Source organism: Paenibacillus tengchongensis (assembly GCF_008973665.1).
GTDB classification, from domain to species: domain Bacteria; phylum Bacillota; class Bacilli; order Paenibacillales; family Paenibacillaceae; genus Paenibacillus_AQ; species Paenibacillus_AQ tengchongensis.
This window is the reverse complement of the sequence record NZ_WACP01000012.1, coordinates 1-14,797: the sequence shown is the minus strand read 5'-3', so window position 1 is coordinate 14,797 and position 14,797 is coordinate 1. Positions and strand designations below refer to the sequence as shown.

Here is a 14,797-nt window from a genome sequence, read left to right as displayed (position 1 = left end):
AGCAGATGATGCGGCGCGGCATGGCAATCGATGAATCAGACCAGAGGTGAAGCCATGAAACAAATGATCGTTCACTGCACGCAGCATGTTACCCGGATGGCCCTTCTGGAGCATGGAAGGCTTGTAGAATACGCGGCTGAGCGCGACCAGGAGCAGGGGCTTGTCGGCAGCTATTATAAAGGCCGGGTTATGAACGTTTTGCCGGGAATGCAGGCTGCTTTTGTCGATATTGGGCAGAAGAAGAACGCCTTTTTATATGTGGACGACGTGCTTCATCCCCATTTGGAGAAGCAGCCGGCGGTGAAACCGTCCATCGAGACGCTGCTTTCGCCGGGGCAAGAATTAATTGTACAGGTACGCAAGGAACCGCGAGGCGGCAAAGGCGCCCGTGTCACGACCCATTATACGCTACCGGGCCGCTGGGTGGTCTACATGCCTTATGCCGAATATGTCGGGGTCTCCAAGAAGATCGGCCGCGAATCCGAGCGCAACCGGCTCAAAGGCATCGGCGAGCGATTGCGCCGGAGCGAGGAGGGTGTCATCATGCGGACGGTGTCCGAGGATGAGCCGCTGGAGGCCGTGGAAGGGGACCTCGCTTTTTTGCGGGCCCAGTGGGAAATGATTCTGCGGCGGGCAGCGGAGGCGGAAGCCCCTGCTCTTCTGCACAGCGACCTCAGCATTGTCCAGCGCTTCATCCGTGACGCCTTCAACCCGCAGCGGGATGAGCTGCTGATCGACTCGGCCGCAGCGGCTGCACAGGCGGAGACCTTTTTGCGCGATATGGCTCCGGAGGGTCACAAGCCCGTGATTTTGTACCAGGGCGCAGAACCGATCTTCAGCGCTTACGGTGTAAATGAGCAATTGCAGCGGAGCTTTAACCGCAAGGTCACGCTGGAAGGCGGGGCGACGCTGATTTGGGACGAGACGGAAGCATTGACAGTGATTGACGTCAACACTGCGCAGTACACCGGCGGGGCTACACTGGAAGAGACGGTAACCCGCACCAATCTGCTGGCTGCAGAAGAAATCGGCCGTCTGATCCGGCTGCGCGATACCGGGGGCATCATCATTGTCGATTTTATTGACATGGAGCAGGAAGCGCACCGCAAGCTGGTAACAGAGCGTCTCAGCGGCGTGGTCAGCCGGGACCGGACCAAGACGCACATTCTCGGCTGGACCCAGCTCGGCCTTCTGGAAATGACACGCAAGAAGGCCAGGCATGATTCGACCGGGGCTGTGCCGGTGGTCTGCCAATGCTGCGGAGGCACCGGCAAAGTCGGAATTCTGCTGGAATAGCATCCGGTACATGCAATCTTTGTTTTTGAAGCAAGCATTGACGATAGGTCATTAATGTGTTAATCTCTTTAAGTATGTGTTTGGTTCTTCTGTTCCTGCACATGCTGTAACCGCTCCGATCGGGTAGATCAAGTGCGGAACCCCGGGTTTCGCCACCTGCATTAGGCGAGTCTGAGACATGAGGAGGTGCAACGACAATGTATGCAATTATCGAAACTGGCGGTAAACAATACAAAGTGCAAGAAGGCGACGTATTGTTCATCGAGAAGCTGAACGCCGAAGACGGAGCAAGCGTAACGTTTGACCGTGTCCTGGCTGTTTCCACTGAAGGCGGTTTGACTGCAGGAACTCCGCTGGTTAGCGGCGCTACTGTAACAGCCAAGGTTGAGAAGCACGGTAAAGGCCAGAAGGTTGTAGTTTACAAATACAAACCTAAGAAGAACTACCACAAGAAACAAGGTCATCGTCAACCGTACACTAAAGTAACCATCGAGAAGATTCAAGCGTAAGAAGGTGCGTTAATGATTAACGTACGGGTTACGCGGAATTCCGCTCAAGGTACAATTGTCGGCTTTACGGTGAAAGGGCATGCGGAATTCGCCAAGAAAGGCTGGGACATCGTATGTGCAGGCGTTTCGACGGTAACGTTCGGAACGGTGAACTCGATTGAAAGGCTGACCGGCGTAATTCTGGAGACTTCGCTCGATGACGGTTTTCTCAGCGGAACCCTCGTTCCGGTGGCTGACCCCGAAGTTTCCGCCAAGGTCCAGCTGCTGCTGGAATCCATGGTCATGATGCTCGGTGATATCGCAGAGTCATACGGGAAGTATATTAAGATACAGCAAGTCATTATTTGAAGAAGGAGGTTGACCAATATGTTGAAATTGGATCTTCAGTTTTTCGCTTCGAAGAAAGGTGTAGGTTCCACAAAGAACGGCCGTGATTCCCACGCGAAGCGTCTTGGCGTGAAGCGTGCGGACGGACAGGCGGTTGTCGGTGGCAACATTCTGGTTCGTCAACGTGGAACCAAAATTCACCCGGGTACGAACGTAGGCATCGGTAAAGATGATACGCTGTTCGCGCTTGTCGATGGCGTTGTGAAGTTTGAACGTCTGGGCCGCGATCGCAAGAAAGTGAGCGTATACCCGGTTGAGGTCGCTCCGGTAGCAGCGGCAGTAGAAGCGTAAGCTTTTATAACCTATCAACAGATGAAAGCCTCCGGCATGAGTGCCGGGGGCTTTTTTGGAGTACGGGTGCGGCAGATGTTTCCAGTGCCTGCAGGATGACCGGGAATGGACAGGGGGCCGGCTGTGGTCCGGAATGCTGGTGATTGCGTACAAGGCCTGTGTTATACTGGGAAATGGCATACGCTTTACACTTGAGATGATTATTTGAATGCGCACCCATCAGTGCGAACTTGAGGGACGGGGAGAAAGAATGAAATCCTGGAAAAGCATTCTCTGGGTGGCCATGTTATCCGCTTTGCTTCCTTTAGGTCTTGTGTACCTGCATACCTCTATTGCCACTTGTCTGCTGCTGGCAGTATGGATTGCCGCAGTGCTGGCCTTCAGCTTCTATTACAACCGGCGTCTTTATGAAGAGGAACTGCGTGTACAGGAGAGAACGCTGCAGCAGGCGGCCAACCGTACACTGAACCATCACCGGCATGACTGGATGAACGATCTGCAGGTGCTTTACGGCTACATCCGGCTGGGCAAACCTGATAAATCGTTGGAGTTTGTGGAAAGAATAAAAGAACGGATCGCGCTGGACAGCCGTATTTCCAAGCTGGGCATTCCGTCATTGGTGTTCTATCTGCAGTCTTACCGTACCCTGCGTACCAATCTGGAGCTGGATGTACAGGTGGAGGAAGGTCTGCAGCTGCAGGATAAGCTGAGTCCCGCCAGCGGCGAGGAGCTGACCGCAGTGATTATGCAGACGGTGAGAGCCTATCAATTCAGCGGGAACGCTCAGCAGGGCGATACCTGCACACTGCGGCTCGGCTTTGCACAGGAGGGGGACGAGGTGCTGGTCTCCTTCGAAACCGAAGGCAATCACGGAAATCCCGAATTGCTGCAGGGACAAATTTATAATATCGTCCAAGGGAAAATTATGAAGGCGGAGCAGCCGGGTCCGGGCAGGTCCCGATTTATGCTGCGTCTGCCGCTCGAAATGTAAGCAGGGCAAGCAACAGAGGGAAGGTGAACAACCATGTTCGTAGATAAAGCGAAGATATATGTAAAAGGCGGCGACGGCGGCGACGGTCTGGTTGCATTCCGGCGCGAGAAATATGTGCCTGAAGGAGGGCCAGCAGGCGGCGACGGCGGACGCGGAGGCGATGTCATCTTCCGCGTGGACGAGGGACTGCGGACGCTGATGGATTTCCGCTATCAGCGGCACTTCAAGGCCGAGCGCGGGATCAAAGGCCGCAACAAGAGCCAGCACGGCGCCAATGCGGAGCACATGATCGTGCGTATTCCTCCGGGAACGGTGCTGATCGACGATGACACCAGGGAAGTCATCGCCGACATGACCCGTCACGGGCAGGAAGTGGTCGTAGCGCGCGGCGGACGGGGAGGGCGCGGGAATACCCGGTTTGCCACTCCGGCCAATCCTGCACCTGAACTGGCGGAGCACGGAGAAGAGGGCCAGGAGCGTTATATCACCATGGAATTGAAGGTGATGGCGGATGTGGGGCTCGTCGGTTTTCCAAGCGTCGGCAAATCGACACTGCTCTCCGTCGTATCGGCGGCCCAGCCGAAGATCGGGGCCTATCACTTCACGACCATTACGCCGAATCTGGGCGTAGTTGATGTCGGGGACGGCCGCAGCTTTGTGCTGGCGGACCTGCCGGGGCTGATTGAAGGCGCCAGCGAGGGCGTCGGCCTCGGGCATGAATTTCTGCGTCATGTCGAGCGTACCCGGGTTATCGTCCATGTCGTGGATATGTCCGGCTCCGAGGGCCGCGATCCGTTCGAGGATTGGAAGCTGATCAACGGGGAGCTTGGACAGTATAATGCCAGCCTGCTGGAGCGTCCGCAGATTGTAGCGGCGAACAAGATGGATATGCCGGATTCGGAGGCTAACCTGGCCGCCTTTTCTGAACAGGTCCGTGAACTGCAGCCGGATATTGAAATCCTGCCCATCTCTTCGCTGACCCGCAAAGGGGTCCAGGAATTGATGTACCGGGCGGCGGATGTGCTGGACAGCATTCCTGTAGCCCCGGTAGTCGAAGAGGTGGCGGAGACCGCAGAGCGCAAGGTGTACAAGCTGGAAGCGGAGGACGACAACTCGTTCACCATCTCGCGTGAGAACGAAATGTTCATCGTACACAGCGCACGGATCGAACGGATGCTGAAGCGGATGCAGATGCATACGCATGACGCAATCCTGAAGCTGGCCCGCACGCTGCGGCACATGGGCGTGGATGCCGAGCTGCGCAAACGCGGCGCAGTAGAAGGGACGATTGTGCGGATCGGCGATTTTGAATTTGAGTTTGTCGAGAACAGCAGCTACTATTAATGAACAGCTGTGCGTTAGAGCACTGCACTGTAAATACCGGCCGTGTTTTCCTGAGAGGGGAGATGCGGCTTTTTTGGCGTGCATAGACGGAAGAGTCACAATTTTTTCCGAAACATTTGCTGAATCCGCTTCTTAAGCTCCAGATTTTGCCGATATATATTACATACATGCGCAAGGAAGAGGGAACTGACAATGGCTATTATTGAAGTGGTTAAATACGACGGGCCGCCGGATATCTTGGCCTGGAAGCATCCTAATCAAGAGCTGGGAACCTGGACGCAGCTGATTGTGAATGAGTCGCAGGAGGCGGTCCTGTTCAAAGGCGGGCAGGCGCTGGATTCCTTTACGGCCGGGCGGCATACGCTCAGTACGGCAAATATTCCGGTGATTTCAAACGTTATGAATTTGCCTTTCGGGGGACGGTCTCCGTTCACCGCAGAGGTATGGTATATCAACAAGCTGAACTCAATGAACGTCAAATGGGGAACGCCTTCACCGCTGCAGCTCCAGGATCCGAAATACAAGATCATTGTGCAGGTGCAATCGTTCGGGCAATTTGGCGTCATGATCGCAGAGCCGCGTAAATTTCTGCTGAAGCTGGTAGGTACATTGCCGCAGTTCGATCACAGCACGCTGCTGAATTATTTCCGCGGGTTGCTCATGTCAAACATTACGACACTGATCTCTTCCTATCTGGTCCACAAGAAGATCGGGATTCTGGAAATCAACGCTTATATCACGGAAATCTCCAAGCATATTGAGGAACGGCTGGCACCGGTCTTCCTGGAGAATGGTATCCAGCTTACCAATTTCTATATCAATTCCATCAGCATTCCAGACGATGATCCGGTCACTGTGAAGCTGAAGGAAGCTCTGGCCAAAAAAGCGGAGATGGATATTATGGGCTTTACTTACCAGCAGGAACGCAGCTTTGACATTCTCGAGGACGCAGCGGACAATTCCGGCAACGCCGGGGCGGGCATGCTGAATACGGGGCTGAGCCTGGGAATGGGTCTTGGCTTTGCGGGACCGGCGGCGGAGCTGATGGGCCGGATGACGCGAAACCTTCTGTTTAACGGGGGAACCATGACTTCGCCCGCGAGCGCTGCTTCCCAGCCGTGTTCGGACTGCGGGACGATGAATGTGCCGGAAGCCCGGTTCTGCAGCGGCTGCGGACTGAAGCTTGAGCAAGCGCCGGCCGGAACGGAGACGGCCGGCGGCGTCGCCTGCCGGAGCTGCGGGGAGGAGCTGATTCCAGGTGCCAAATTCTGTCCGCACTGCGGGACCGCTGTGAGCGTGAAATGTTCCGGCTGCGGGCATGAATTGCATACGGGACAGAAGTTTTGTGCGGAATGCGGAACGAAGGCCGTATGAGCCGAAGTGTGATTTCTGGCCGGAAATCTTCCTTCATTGTTCTGACGGGATGTTTTGCAGCGGCCGCTGCGCTGACCGTGCTTGCCTTGATTACGACAGGTTTTACGGAATCGCTCCCCCGCTTGATTATTACCATGCTGTCGCTGCTTACAGCAGAAGGGGTACTTTACGGCTATAGCCTGTACTGGCTGCGCTCTGCTGCCACCGGCCGTGTTCTTAAGCCGGTGCTGGTCAGCGGTGCTTTCATCGCGGGGACCTATGCTATCGCTGTTCTTGCTTCGGCTCTGCTGCTTGGCAGGCTGCTGAAGCTGCCTCCCTTGTGGTACGCGCTCGGGCAGCTGCTGGTGCTGATGCTCGGGGCTGCCGCCCTTGGAGCAGCCGGACTATATGGCAGGAATGCTGCGCGGAACGGTGGAGCAGCCGATGCTTCACGGCTTCATCTCCGGCAGCGGGAAGGGCTGGCAGAGGCTGCGGCGGCCGCCCGGACATGGAAGCGTCCGGAGGCGAGCAGGCTAACGGAGCTTGTAGCCGGCCTGCAGGAATCCTTCCAATACAGTGATCCTGTATCTGTTCCCGGCCTGTATGCCACCGAGGAGCTCTTGGACCAGCAGATCTCCCTGCTGCAGGACCATGTAAAGCTGCTCCTTGCCTTGCCGGAACCGCCGCAGGACTGGGAAGCGGAAAGTATTGAGATTACGCAAAGAATTGCCGTTACGCTTGCCAGACGCAACCGGGAGCTGGCGGGGCTGAAATAGGAGGAACCTGCTGAATGAATGTGTTAAGTAATCTTGGCCTCAAGCCGGGCCGGACAAGCGAGCTTGTAGACCTGTTGCCCAAATATGAGCGGACCCCGTTTGATTATGCGGTGATCCTCTTCGCTTATCTCTTTGCCCCGCTGGGGTTGATTTTGGCCCTGGTGCGGTTTTTCGGGACCCACTACAAGAATTACCGCAAAGCGGTGAACCACAGCCTGCTGTATCATGTTTTTGTCGGTGGCTTTGTAGAACTGACGGTTGCCTTCGGCGCCCAGCTGATGGATGGAGAGCTGGATGCCAGCAGAGGGGATTTGCTGTTCATGCTGGGCTTTCTAGCGGTGATCTTTTTGCTGCCGGCTTCATTATTTGCCAGGTATGCGGCCCAGGCCAGATACAATTTCGCCCGGCTGGCGAAGCAGTATATAGCGCTTATCACAGAAGACGGAATCCGTTATACCGGCAATTTGGCTGAACGTACCGGACAGAGTGAGAGGGATGTCCGGAGGGACTTGCTTTATCTGGGGAAGTACGGGCTGCTGGGCTCCGGGACACAGACGGACGAAGGTCCTGAATCAGCGGCTGCCGCCGCCGGTGAAGAGGCAGGCGGAGGTCAGCGGTATTCTGCTTCCGAGGCTCAGCCTTCTCCGAAGCCATTGCCGAAGTCCATACGCTGTCCGGGCTGCGGCGCCCGGAATTTGGTCCAGCCCGTCCAAACCAAGAGCTGCGACTATTGCGGCACAGCCATCCCGTACTGTTAGCCGCCCGAATATTTCCGCACAGCCCCCGGTTCAGCCGGGGGCTGTGCTGCATCTACTGGAGGAACAGGTGAACTCCGCACTGCCTGTCACTCCCTGTATCCGTTGCCTCCAAGACCAGGGGGCGTGAAAATGTGTTGCTTTTTTCAAGCTGCATGACTTATAATGTCCACTATGTAAACACAAAAGTCTTTGGGGTGAGGACGTTCGTGAAAGAACGCTATTATTTAGTCCGGGAGGACATCCTGCCTGACGCAGTGCTGAAGACAATGCAGGTCAAGCAGCTGCTGGAAGCGGGAGATGCGAAGACGGTGCATGAAGGGGTCGAGCTGGTAGGGCTGAGCCGCAGCGCTTTTTATAAATACAAGGACGGTATTCACCTGATCCATCAGCTGGAACGGGAGCGGATCATTACCATTTCCATCGATCTGGAACATGAGTCGGGCATGCTATCCAAAGTGCTGGGCTGTGTAGCCGAGCATGGGGCGAATGTGCTGACCATTAACCAGAGTATTCCGCTGCAGGGGCGGGCCAATGTGGTCATCTCTGTAGAAATATCCCATCTGAACCTGGAGCCGGGCGATATGATGGAGGGGCTGAAGTCCATCTCCGGCGTCAAGCGTGCGCTGATTATCGGGCAGGGATAGTTATGCTTCCGAAGCAAGTTTTATTGCGATGATTAAATTCAAAAGTAGTATTGCTTCATAAAACTGAGCGTATGCTTCCGAAGCAAGTTTTATTGCGATGATTAAATTCAAAAGTAGTATTGCTTCATAAAACTTTTAGGAGGATTCAAATGAAGCCGGTTAAAGTTGGGTTGCTCGGTCTGGGCACGGTAGGTGCGGGCGTAGTCCGCATCCTTGAAGGAAATCAGGAAGATCTGAGCAGCCAGGTGGGCTCGCCCATTCTTATTGAGCGTATTGCGGTAAGAACACCGGGCAAGCTGCGCGATATCGAAGTGGACGCCGCCAAGATCACCGCCGATCCCTGGGAGGTCATCCGCGATCCGCAAATCGACGTCATTGTTGAGGTTATGGGCGGCATCGCGGGAACGAAGGAATATATTCTGGAAGCCCTCGAACGCGGCAAGCATATTGTAACAGCCAACAAGGATTTGATGGCCCTGCACGGCTCGGAGATTCTGGCCAAGGCGCAGGAGAAGGGCTGCGATGTCTTTTATGAAGCGAGTGTCGCCGGCGGCATCCCGATTATCCGTACGCTAATCGAAGGGTTCTCCTCGGACAAGATTATGAAGATTATGGGGATTGTCAACGGGACAACCAATTACATACTGAGCAAGATGAGCCGGGAGGGCGCCTCTTACGCCGATGTGCTGAAAGAAGCGCAGGAGCTGGGTTATGCCGAGGCCGATCCTACCTCCGATGTAGAAGGGCTAGATGCCGCGCGCAAAATGGCGATTCTAGGTACACTCGGCTTCCGTACGAACGTTGAGCTGGGCGATGTGAGCGTCCGCGGAATGTCCGGAGTGAGCAAGGAGGACATCGCTTTTGCCAAAAGACTCGGCTACGAGATGAAGCTGCTCGGCATTGCCGAGCGCCAGGACGAGGAATTCAGCATCAGCGTACAGCCGACGATGATCCGTGCCAGCCATCCGCTTGCTTCGGTGAACGGTGTCTTCAATGCGGTGTTTGTCTTCGGGCAAGCGGTGGGCGAGACGATGTTCTACGGCGCCGGAGCAGGTGCCATGCCGACAGCCACTTCCATTGTGGCCGACCTGGTGGCGGTAATCAAGAATTTGAAGCTGGGCGTGAACGGCCTGAAGCAGATTGTGCCTTATAAGCAGAAGAAGCTGAAGAGCGACGAGGATATCTTCTTCAAGAATTTCCTGCATCTGCATGTGGACGACAAGGCCGGAGTGCTCGCCAAAATTACGCAGGTCTTTGCGGAATATGAGGTCAGTCTCGATTCCGTAGTGCAGCAGCCGAATCCGAACAATCCCGATGCCGAGATTATTATCGTCACCCACAATGCCAGCAAGGCCAGCTTCGAGAAGGTGCTGCGTCATCTGGAGGAGCTGCCGGTGATTCACCGGATCAAGAGCCATTACCGCGTAGAAGGTTAACGAAGAAGGAGACAGGACCCGACATGACAAGCAACTATGAAAAGGCTAGAGTAAAGGTGCCTGCGAGCACGGCCAATCTGGGGCCGGGCTTTGACACGCTGGGGATGGCCTTGCCGCTGTATGCCTGGATCGAAATGGAGGAAGCAAGCGAGACGGTCTTTCACTTGTACGGCGGCGAAATGGCCGGTCTGCCGCAGGATAAGAGCAATCTGCTCTACCAGGTAGCGCAGCTGGTATTTGCGGAAGCCGGCGTGGAGGTTCCCGAGCTATCCATTTCTATGTACTCGGAAATTCCGCTGACCCGCGGCCTCGGCAGCAGCGCTTCGGCCATCGTTGGCGCATTGGCCGCCGCGAATGTTATGATAGGATCACCGCTCTCGGACGCCAGACTGTTCGATCTGGCGACCGCTCTGGAGAAGCATCCCGACAATGTCGGAGCCTCGCTGTTCGGGGGAATCATCACCGCCGTTTGGGATGGTACGCATGCTGATTACATCCGGATTGAGCCGCCGGAGAATCTGGAAGTGCTCGTCGTTATTCCGGAGTTCGAGCTGTCGACCACCAAAGCCCGCGGCGTGCTGCCGACTGAGATCGGCATAGGCGATGCGGTGCACAACATCAGCCGTACTTCGCTGCTTACGGCTGCTCTGGCCTCCGGGCGGCTGGAGATGATTGGCCGGGCGATGCAGGACCGCCTGCATCAGCCGTACCGGGCGGCGCTGGTGCCGGGTATGGAGAAGCTGCTGGCCGAAGCGACCGCACACGGGGCGCTGGGCATCGCGCTGAGCGGAGCCGGGCCGACGCTGCTGTGCATGGTCGACCGGGAGGAGAGCCGCAAGGCGGAGCTGGAGCAGTTTCTGCTGGCGACGATGCAGGAGCACGGCATCACTGCCCGCACCCGCTGGCTGGAGCCCTGCAGCTCCGGCGTCCGTGCAGAGCTGGCCCCGAGAAACGGGATGCAAAACCAGTCATTTTTGGATATGATAAAAGGAGAAACAAGCATATGAAATCGATAGCGGCATTGCCGCAAGGCACCGTATCGCATGAGGCGCTGCTGTATCTGTTCGGCGATGAAGCTGTCAGCATCAAGCATCATAAACTGATCTCCGATGTGTTTCTCTCAACGGCGAACGGCGAGACCGAATACAGCGTCATTCCGATTGAGAATACCATTGAGGGCTCGGTGAGTCTGCACATTGACTGGCTGATCAATGAAGTTAATCTGCCGATGCAGGCGGAGTGGATTTTTCCGTCGATTCAGAACCTGATTAGCCACCCGCAAGAATTCATGGACGGGCAAGGCAATAAGGATTACAGCCGGATGGTTAAGATTCTTTCCCACCCCGTGGCGATGGCCCAGTGTCTGCAGTTCGTCCGCGAGCATGCCCCATGGGCGGAACTGGAGTCGGTAGGCAGTACTTCGGAAGCGGTGGAGATCGTCAAGAACAATCCAAGCAAGGGCTGGGCTGCAATTGGTACAGCGCTGGGTGCTGCGACGCATGGCCTGGAGGTTGTGGACCGGCAGATCACAGACCACAATAACAATTACACCCGCTTCGTACTGGTCGGCCCGCAAAAGCTGGAGCTTGCCCGCAAGAGCAGCGGGGACAAGACCAGCATTCTGGTTACGCTGCCGGAGGATTTTCCGGGTGCGCTGCATCAGGTGCTGTCCGCCTTCGCCTGGCGGCGGCTGAACCTGTCGCGGATTGAATCCCGCCCGACGAAGAAGAAGCTGGGCACTTATTATTTCTATATCGATGTGCTGGAGCCGATTGAATCGGTCCTGCTTCCGGCGGCGCTTGAGGAAATCAAGGCTCTGGGATGCCAGGTGCGGATTCTCGGCTCATACCCCACATACACCTATAAGGAAGAGAAAGCGGAGGTGCAGTAAGTTCATGGCTGAGCAATGGATCTATCTGGATGGACAACATGTAACGAAAGAAAATGCAAAGGTATCGGTGTTTGACCACGGCTTCTTATACGGGGACGGCATTTTCGAAGGCATCCGTATTTATAACGGCAACATTTTTAAATGCAAAGAGCATCTGGACAGGCTGTACGATTCGGCCAAGTCGATTATGCTGGATATTCCGCTGACCTATGACGAGATGCTTGAAGCGATGGCCGAAACCATCCGTCTGAACAATATGCGCGACGGCTACATCCGTCTGGTGGTGTCCCGCGGCGTTGGCAACCTGGGGCTAGACCCGCGCCGCTGTCCGAAGGCCAGCGTAATCATCATTGTGGAGCAGCTGGCCATTTATCCAGAGCAGGCGTATCTGAACGGCCTCCGTGCCGTGTCTGTATCTCAGCGCCGCAACCTTCCGGATGCGCTGAACCCGAAGATTAAGTCGCTGAACTACCTGAATAATATTCTCGTCAAGATCCAGTCCAATCTGGCGGAAGCCGACGAGGCGATCATGATGAATGCGCAGGGCTATGTGACCGAAGGCTCCGGAGACAATATTTTTATCGTTAAAAGAGGAGTTGTCTACACGCCGCCTTGCTATCTGGGGGCGCTGGAAGGCATCACCCGCACGGCAATCATCGAGCTCTGCGAGAAGCTGGGGCTGCCGCTGAAGGAAGAACCGTTCACGATGCACGATGTTTATATTGCCGATGAAGTCTTCTTCACGGGTACAGCTGCCGAAGTCATCGCCGCACGCGAAATCGACGGCCGGGTCATTGGTTCGGGACATGCCGGTCCGATTACGCTGAAATTGCTGGAGGAATTCCGGAGTGTAGTCGACAAAGACGGCTATAAAGTATGGGAATAACACGCTTAAGCCTATATCCATCAATAATCAAGTTCAATCCTCTCATGCCTGCATGGGAGGATTTTTTTTGATTCCGGGATGTCATTCGCCTATGGGCTGCATAAGATGTAGTAGCGAAGGAGGCGGCTGTACCGCATAAAGGATACTGCAGGCAGCTAACAACACTTTGGCATAGGCTCTTTGCCGGTCTCATGAGCAGGCTGAGCGTATGCGCAAAACATCTCTAGGAGGTAATACGGGCGTGAAAATACACATGGTCAAAGAAGGCGATACGCTGTATGCATTGTCGCAAAAGTACGGAGTGCCGCTGCAAAAAATCATCGACGCAAACCCGCAGATCAGTAATCCGGACGTACTGACTGTGGGCGACAAGGTGAAGATTCCCTCGGGGACGGTTACGGTTCCGGATAGCAGTGATGTATATTACAAGCATACAGTCAAGCAAGGCGATACCCTCTGGAAGCTGTCCAAGGCTTGGGGAATTACACTCAAGGAAATGATCGACGCCAATCCGCAGCTGAAGAATCCGAACGCACTCCTGACCGGCGAAATCGTGAATATTCCCAAAAAGACGGATCTCCCCATATTTCAAGCCACAGCTGCAGCAAATACGGGCGCCAATCCGCAGGCAACGCTGCCTACAGTAGTCGACAAAACCCAGGTTGGCGGCAAAACCTACACAGGACCGATTGAAAAGCCGGCTGAGGAACCCAAAACACCGACGGCTCCAATCGAAAAAGCTTCCACCGCACCTATTGAGAAGAAGACAGAGCAGGTTGCTCCCATTGCTTCGCCAGAGCCGGTTCCCGCGCCGGTCAATGTCAGCTTGCCGAATAAAGCGCCTGAGGTTGCTCCGGTCCAGGAGATTGTCCATGAAACGCAAAGCTTGTTCGTGCAAATTTCCATTCCTGCAGAGGAAGCGGTTGTTTATGAGAAACCGAAGGAAGCCGAGAAGTCGAAGGTTGAACCGGTGGCCTGGAAGGATGAGAACCTTGCTCCTTGTGAAAAATCTACCGGCTATCCCGGCTTAAACGTGAATCCGTATGCCTATGATTGCCCGCCCGTCTATGATCCGATGTCAGTAATGGGTGTGAACAATGCCGGTTATATGCAGCCTGCCGCTTATGCTCCCGAGTATGTCTCACCATATGCCTATCCGGCCAATGTTTATCCATGCCCGCCGGATTATCCTGGAGCCTGGTATTCATATAATGCGCCTGTTTACGGGGAGCCGGCCGGTTCTGCAGTTTCGCCCGTTATGGATTACAATCCTTATACTGTACCGCAATTCGGCGCTCAACCGGTGAACCTGCCTTGGCCTCCCTGCGGGTGCGGAGAACCGGCAATCCTGCCTTATTCTTATGAGCAGCCGATGTTTGGCTATCCGGCTAACATGCCGCCGCAGCCGGGGGTGGTCTCACCGTATACGACTGCACCTAATGCGATGCCGGGAGTGGTCTCACCATATGCGACTGCACCTAATGCGATGCCATACATGGGCGCCAATGCTGCAATCAATCCTTTGTCCTCCATTCCGGCTACGCCAGCCTATCCGGGCATGGAGAATCTGGCCGTGCATAACCGTGTGCCGGCAATTCTGGACCCGGACATTCAATTGCAGGAAACGCCCGTGTCCGCTGTGGCGGCAGCGCCTGAAATTACTGAAGAGGTCAAAGCTGGCAGCACCGCTATAGCATCGGCTAAAGCTGCTTCGAAGGCCAAAACAGCCCAGAGCAGTGAGAAGCTCGTTAAGACTTCTTCGGCCAAAGCGCGCAGCAGCCGGAACGCCAAGCAGGGCACTTCAAGAAAAAGCAAGAATCCATGGATTTCAAATTAATCCAGGCCAAAGAATCTTGTAAAGCCTGAAAGCAATGAGGGTCTACCGGATCATGGCGGACCCTCATTGATTCGCGATCAAACGCTTCTCCCGAGAAATTGAGTGAACTAAAAGTCCTGTAAAAATGGTAAATTTTAAGGGTTGTGAGGCTTGAACAATCCGTGATATATTATAAATCCAGTCAGCCGAAACAAAAATTTCGGATAGCCTGGTGAATTAAACTGAATACATGGCTGACATCTTTCTAAAAAAGATGTTGCAATTATTCAGAGAATATGATATATTATAAGAGTTGCTGGTGATGAGAAATTGATCGAACGCAACAATGTTGATCTTTGAAAACTGAACAACGAGTGAGTATCGGAATTCACCTTATTGGTTTCAATAAAGTGATTCCA

At 54.8% G+C, this 14,797-nt stretch carries 15 protein-coding genes and 1 other annotated feature; all 15 genes read left to right on the top strand.

What is annotated here, in order from left to right; genetic code table 11:
- Positions 1-54 precede the first annotated feature (54 nt).
- The 15 genes from F1381_RS19340 to F1381_RS19270 all read left to right on the top strand — a co-directional run bounded on the left by F1381_RS19340 (position 55) and on the right by F1381_RS19270 (position 14,399).
- Complete coding sequence (locus tag F1381_RS19340) at positions 55-1,296, top strand: Rne/Rng family ribonuclease (protein WP_151736496.1); 1,242 nt, start codon at positions 55-57, stop codon at positions 1,294-1,296.
- A gap of 98 nt (positions 1,297-1,394) precedes the next feature.
- Positions 1,395-1,479, top strand: a sequence feature (ribosomal protein L21 leader region).
- Between the two features lie 14 nt (positions 1,480-1,493).
- Positions 1,494-1,805 (top strand): 50S ribosomal protein L21, encoded by a 312-nt coding sequence (gene rplU, locus F1381_RS19335; RefSeq protein ID WP_150269346.1) that lies wholly within the window; start codon positions 1,494-1,496, stop codon positions 1,803-1,805.
- 12 nt (positions 1,806-1,817) lie between these two features.
- On the top strand, positions 1,818-2,153 hold the full coding sequence (locus F1381_RS19330) for a ribosomal-processing cysteine protease Prp (protein WP_151736495.1): 336 nt from the start codon (positions 1,818-1,820) through the stop codon (positions 2,151-2,153).
- 18 nt (positions 2,154-2,171) lie between these two features.
- Positions 2,172-2,483, top strand: a complete 312-nt coding sequence (gene rpmA, locus F1381_RS19325) for a 50S ribosomal protein L27 (protein ID WP_151736494.1) — start codon at positions 2,172-2,174, stop codon at positions 2,481-2,483.
- 250 nt (positions 2,484-2,733) lie between these two features.
- Complete coding sequence (locus tag F1381_RS19320) at positions 2,734-3,474, top strand: Spo0B domain-containing protein (RefSeq protein ID WP_151736493.1); 741 nt, start codon at positions 2,734-2,736, stop codon at positions 3,472-3,474.
- 33 nt (positions 3,475-3,507) lie between these two features.
- Positions 3,508-4,818 carry a GTPase ObgE gene (gene obgE, locus F1381_RS19315; RefSeq protein ID WP_151736492.1) on the top strand — a complete coding sequence of 437 codons (1,311 nt, stop codon included), beginning with the start codon at positions 3,508-3,510 and terminating at the stop codon, positions 4,816-4,818.
- A gap of 192 nt (positions 4,819-5,010) precedes the next feature.
- Positions 5,011-6,192: an SPFH domain-containing protein gene (locus F1381_RS19310; RefSeq protein WP_151736491.1), complete on the top strand. Its 1,182-nt coding sequence runs from the start codon at positions 5,011-5,013 to the stop codon at positions 6,190-6,192.
- Entirely contained in the window at positions 6,189-6,947 is a 759-nt protein-coding gene (locus tag F1381_RS19305) for a hypothetical protein (RefSeq protein WP_151736490.1), read from the top strand. The genes F1381_RS19310 and F1381_RS19305 overlap by 4 nt, the downstream gene beginning before the upstream one ends.
- A gap of 14 nt (positions 6,948-6,961) precedes the next feature.
- Entirely contained in the window at positions 6,962-7,705 is a 744-nt protein-coding gene (locus F1381_RS19300) for a polysaccharide biosynthesis protein (protein WP_151736489.1), read from the top strand.
- Positions 7,706-7,911: 206 nt separating this feature from the next.
- Positions 7,912-8,349, top strand: a complete 438-nt coding sequence (locus F1381_RS19295) for an ACT domain-containing protein (RefSeq protein WP_151736488.1) — start codon at positions 7,912-7,914, stop codon at positions 8,347-8,349.
- A 149-nt stretch (positions 8,350-8,498) separates the two neighbouring features.
- On the top strand, positions 8,499-9,785 hold the full coding sequence (locus tag F1381_RS19290) for a homoserine dehydrogenase (protein ID WP_151736487.1): 1,287 nt from the start codon (positions 8,499-8,501) through the stop codon (positions 9,783-9,785).
- 23 nt (positions 9,786-9,808) lie between these two features.
- Entirely contained in the window at positions 9,809-10,792 is a 984-nt protein-coding gene (gene thrB, locus F1381_RS19285; protein ID WP_151736486.1) for a homoserine kinase, read from the top strand.
- A complete protein-coding gene (pheA, locus tag F1381_RS19280) occupies positions 10,789-11,676 on the top strand; it encodes a prephenate dehydratase (RefSeq protein WP_151736485.1) in 888 nt (295 codons plus the stop codon). The genes thrB and pheA overlap by 4 nt, the downstream gene beginning before the upstream one ends.
- 4 nt (positions 11,677-11,680) lie before the next feature.
- Positions 11,681-12,562 (top strand): branched-chain-amino-acid transaminase, encoded by an 882-nt coding sequence (ilvE, locus tag F1381_RS19275; RefSeq protein ID WP_151736484.1) that lies wholly within the window; start codon positions 11,681-11,683, stop codon positions 12,560-12,562.
- Between the two features lie 241 nt (positions 12,563-12,803).
- Positions 12,804-14,399, top strand: coding sequence for a LysM peptidoglycan-binding domain-containing protein (locus F1381_RS19270; RefSeq protein WP_151736483.1), 1,596 nt, complete (start codon positions 12,804-12,806; stop codon positions 14,397-14,399).
- Positions 14,400-14,797: the final 398 nt, after the last annotated feature.

Bases quoted from the DNA above. Each gene is read 5' to 3' on its own strand.
- F1381_RS19340 (WP_151736496.1), top strand. From the start codon at position 55: ATGAAACAAATGATCGTTCACTGCACGCAGCATGTTACCCGGATGGCC.
- rplU (WP_150269346.1), top strand. From the start codon at position 1,494: ATGTATGCAATTATCGAAACTGGCGGTAAACAATACAAAGTGCAAGAA.
- F1381_RS19330 (WP_151736495.1), top strand. From the start codon at position 1,818: ATGATTAACGTACGGGTTACGCGGAATTCCGCTCAAGGTACAATTGTC.
- rpmA (WP_151736494.1), top strand. From the start codon at position 2,172: ATGTTGAAATTGGATCTTCAGTTTTTCGCTTCGAAGAAAGGTGTAGGT.
- F1381_RS19320 (WP_151736493.1), top strand. From the start codon at position 2,734: ATGAAATCCTGGAAAAGCATTCTCTGGGTGGCCATGTTATCCGCTTTG.
- obgE (WP_151736492.1), top strand. From the start codon at position 3,508: ATGTTCGTAGATAAAGCGAAGATATATGTAAAAGGCGGCGACGGCGGC.
- F1381_RS19310 (WP_151736491.1), top strand. From the start codon at position 5,011: ATGGCTATTATTGAAGTGGTTAAATACGACGGGCCGCCGGATATCTTG.
- F1381_RS19305 (WP_151736490.1), top strand. From the start codon at position 6,189: ATGAGCCGAAGTGTGATTTCTGGCCGGAAATCTTCCTTCATTGTTCTG.
- F1381_RS19300 (WP_151736489.1), top strand. From the start codon at position 6,962: ATGAATGTGTTAAGTAATCTTGGCCTCAAGCCGGGCCGGACAAGCGAG.
- F1381_RS19290 (WP_151736487.1), top strand. From the start codon at position 8,499: ATGAAGCCGGTTAAAGTTGGGTTGCTCGGTCTGGGCACGGTAGGTGCG.
- thrB (WP_151736486.1), top strand. From the start codon at position 9,809: ATGACAAGCAACTATGAAAAGGCTAGAGTAAAGGTGCCTGCGAGCACG.
- pheA (WP_151736485.1), top strand. From the start codon at position 10,789: ATGAAATCGATAGCGGCATTGCCGCAAGGCACCGTATCGCATGAGGCG.
- ilvE (WP_151736484.1), top strand. From the start codon at position 11,681: ATGGCTGAGCAATGGATCTATCTGGATGGACAACATGTAACGAAAGAA.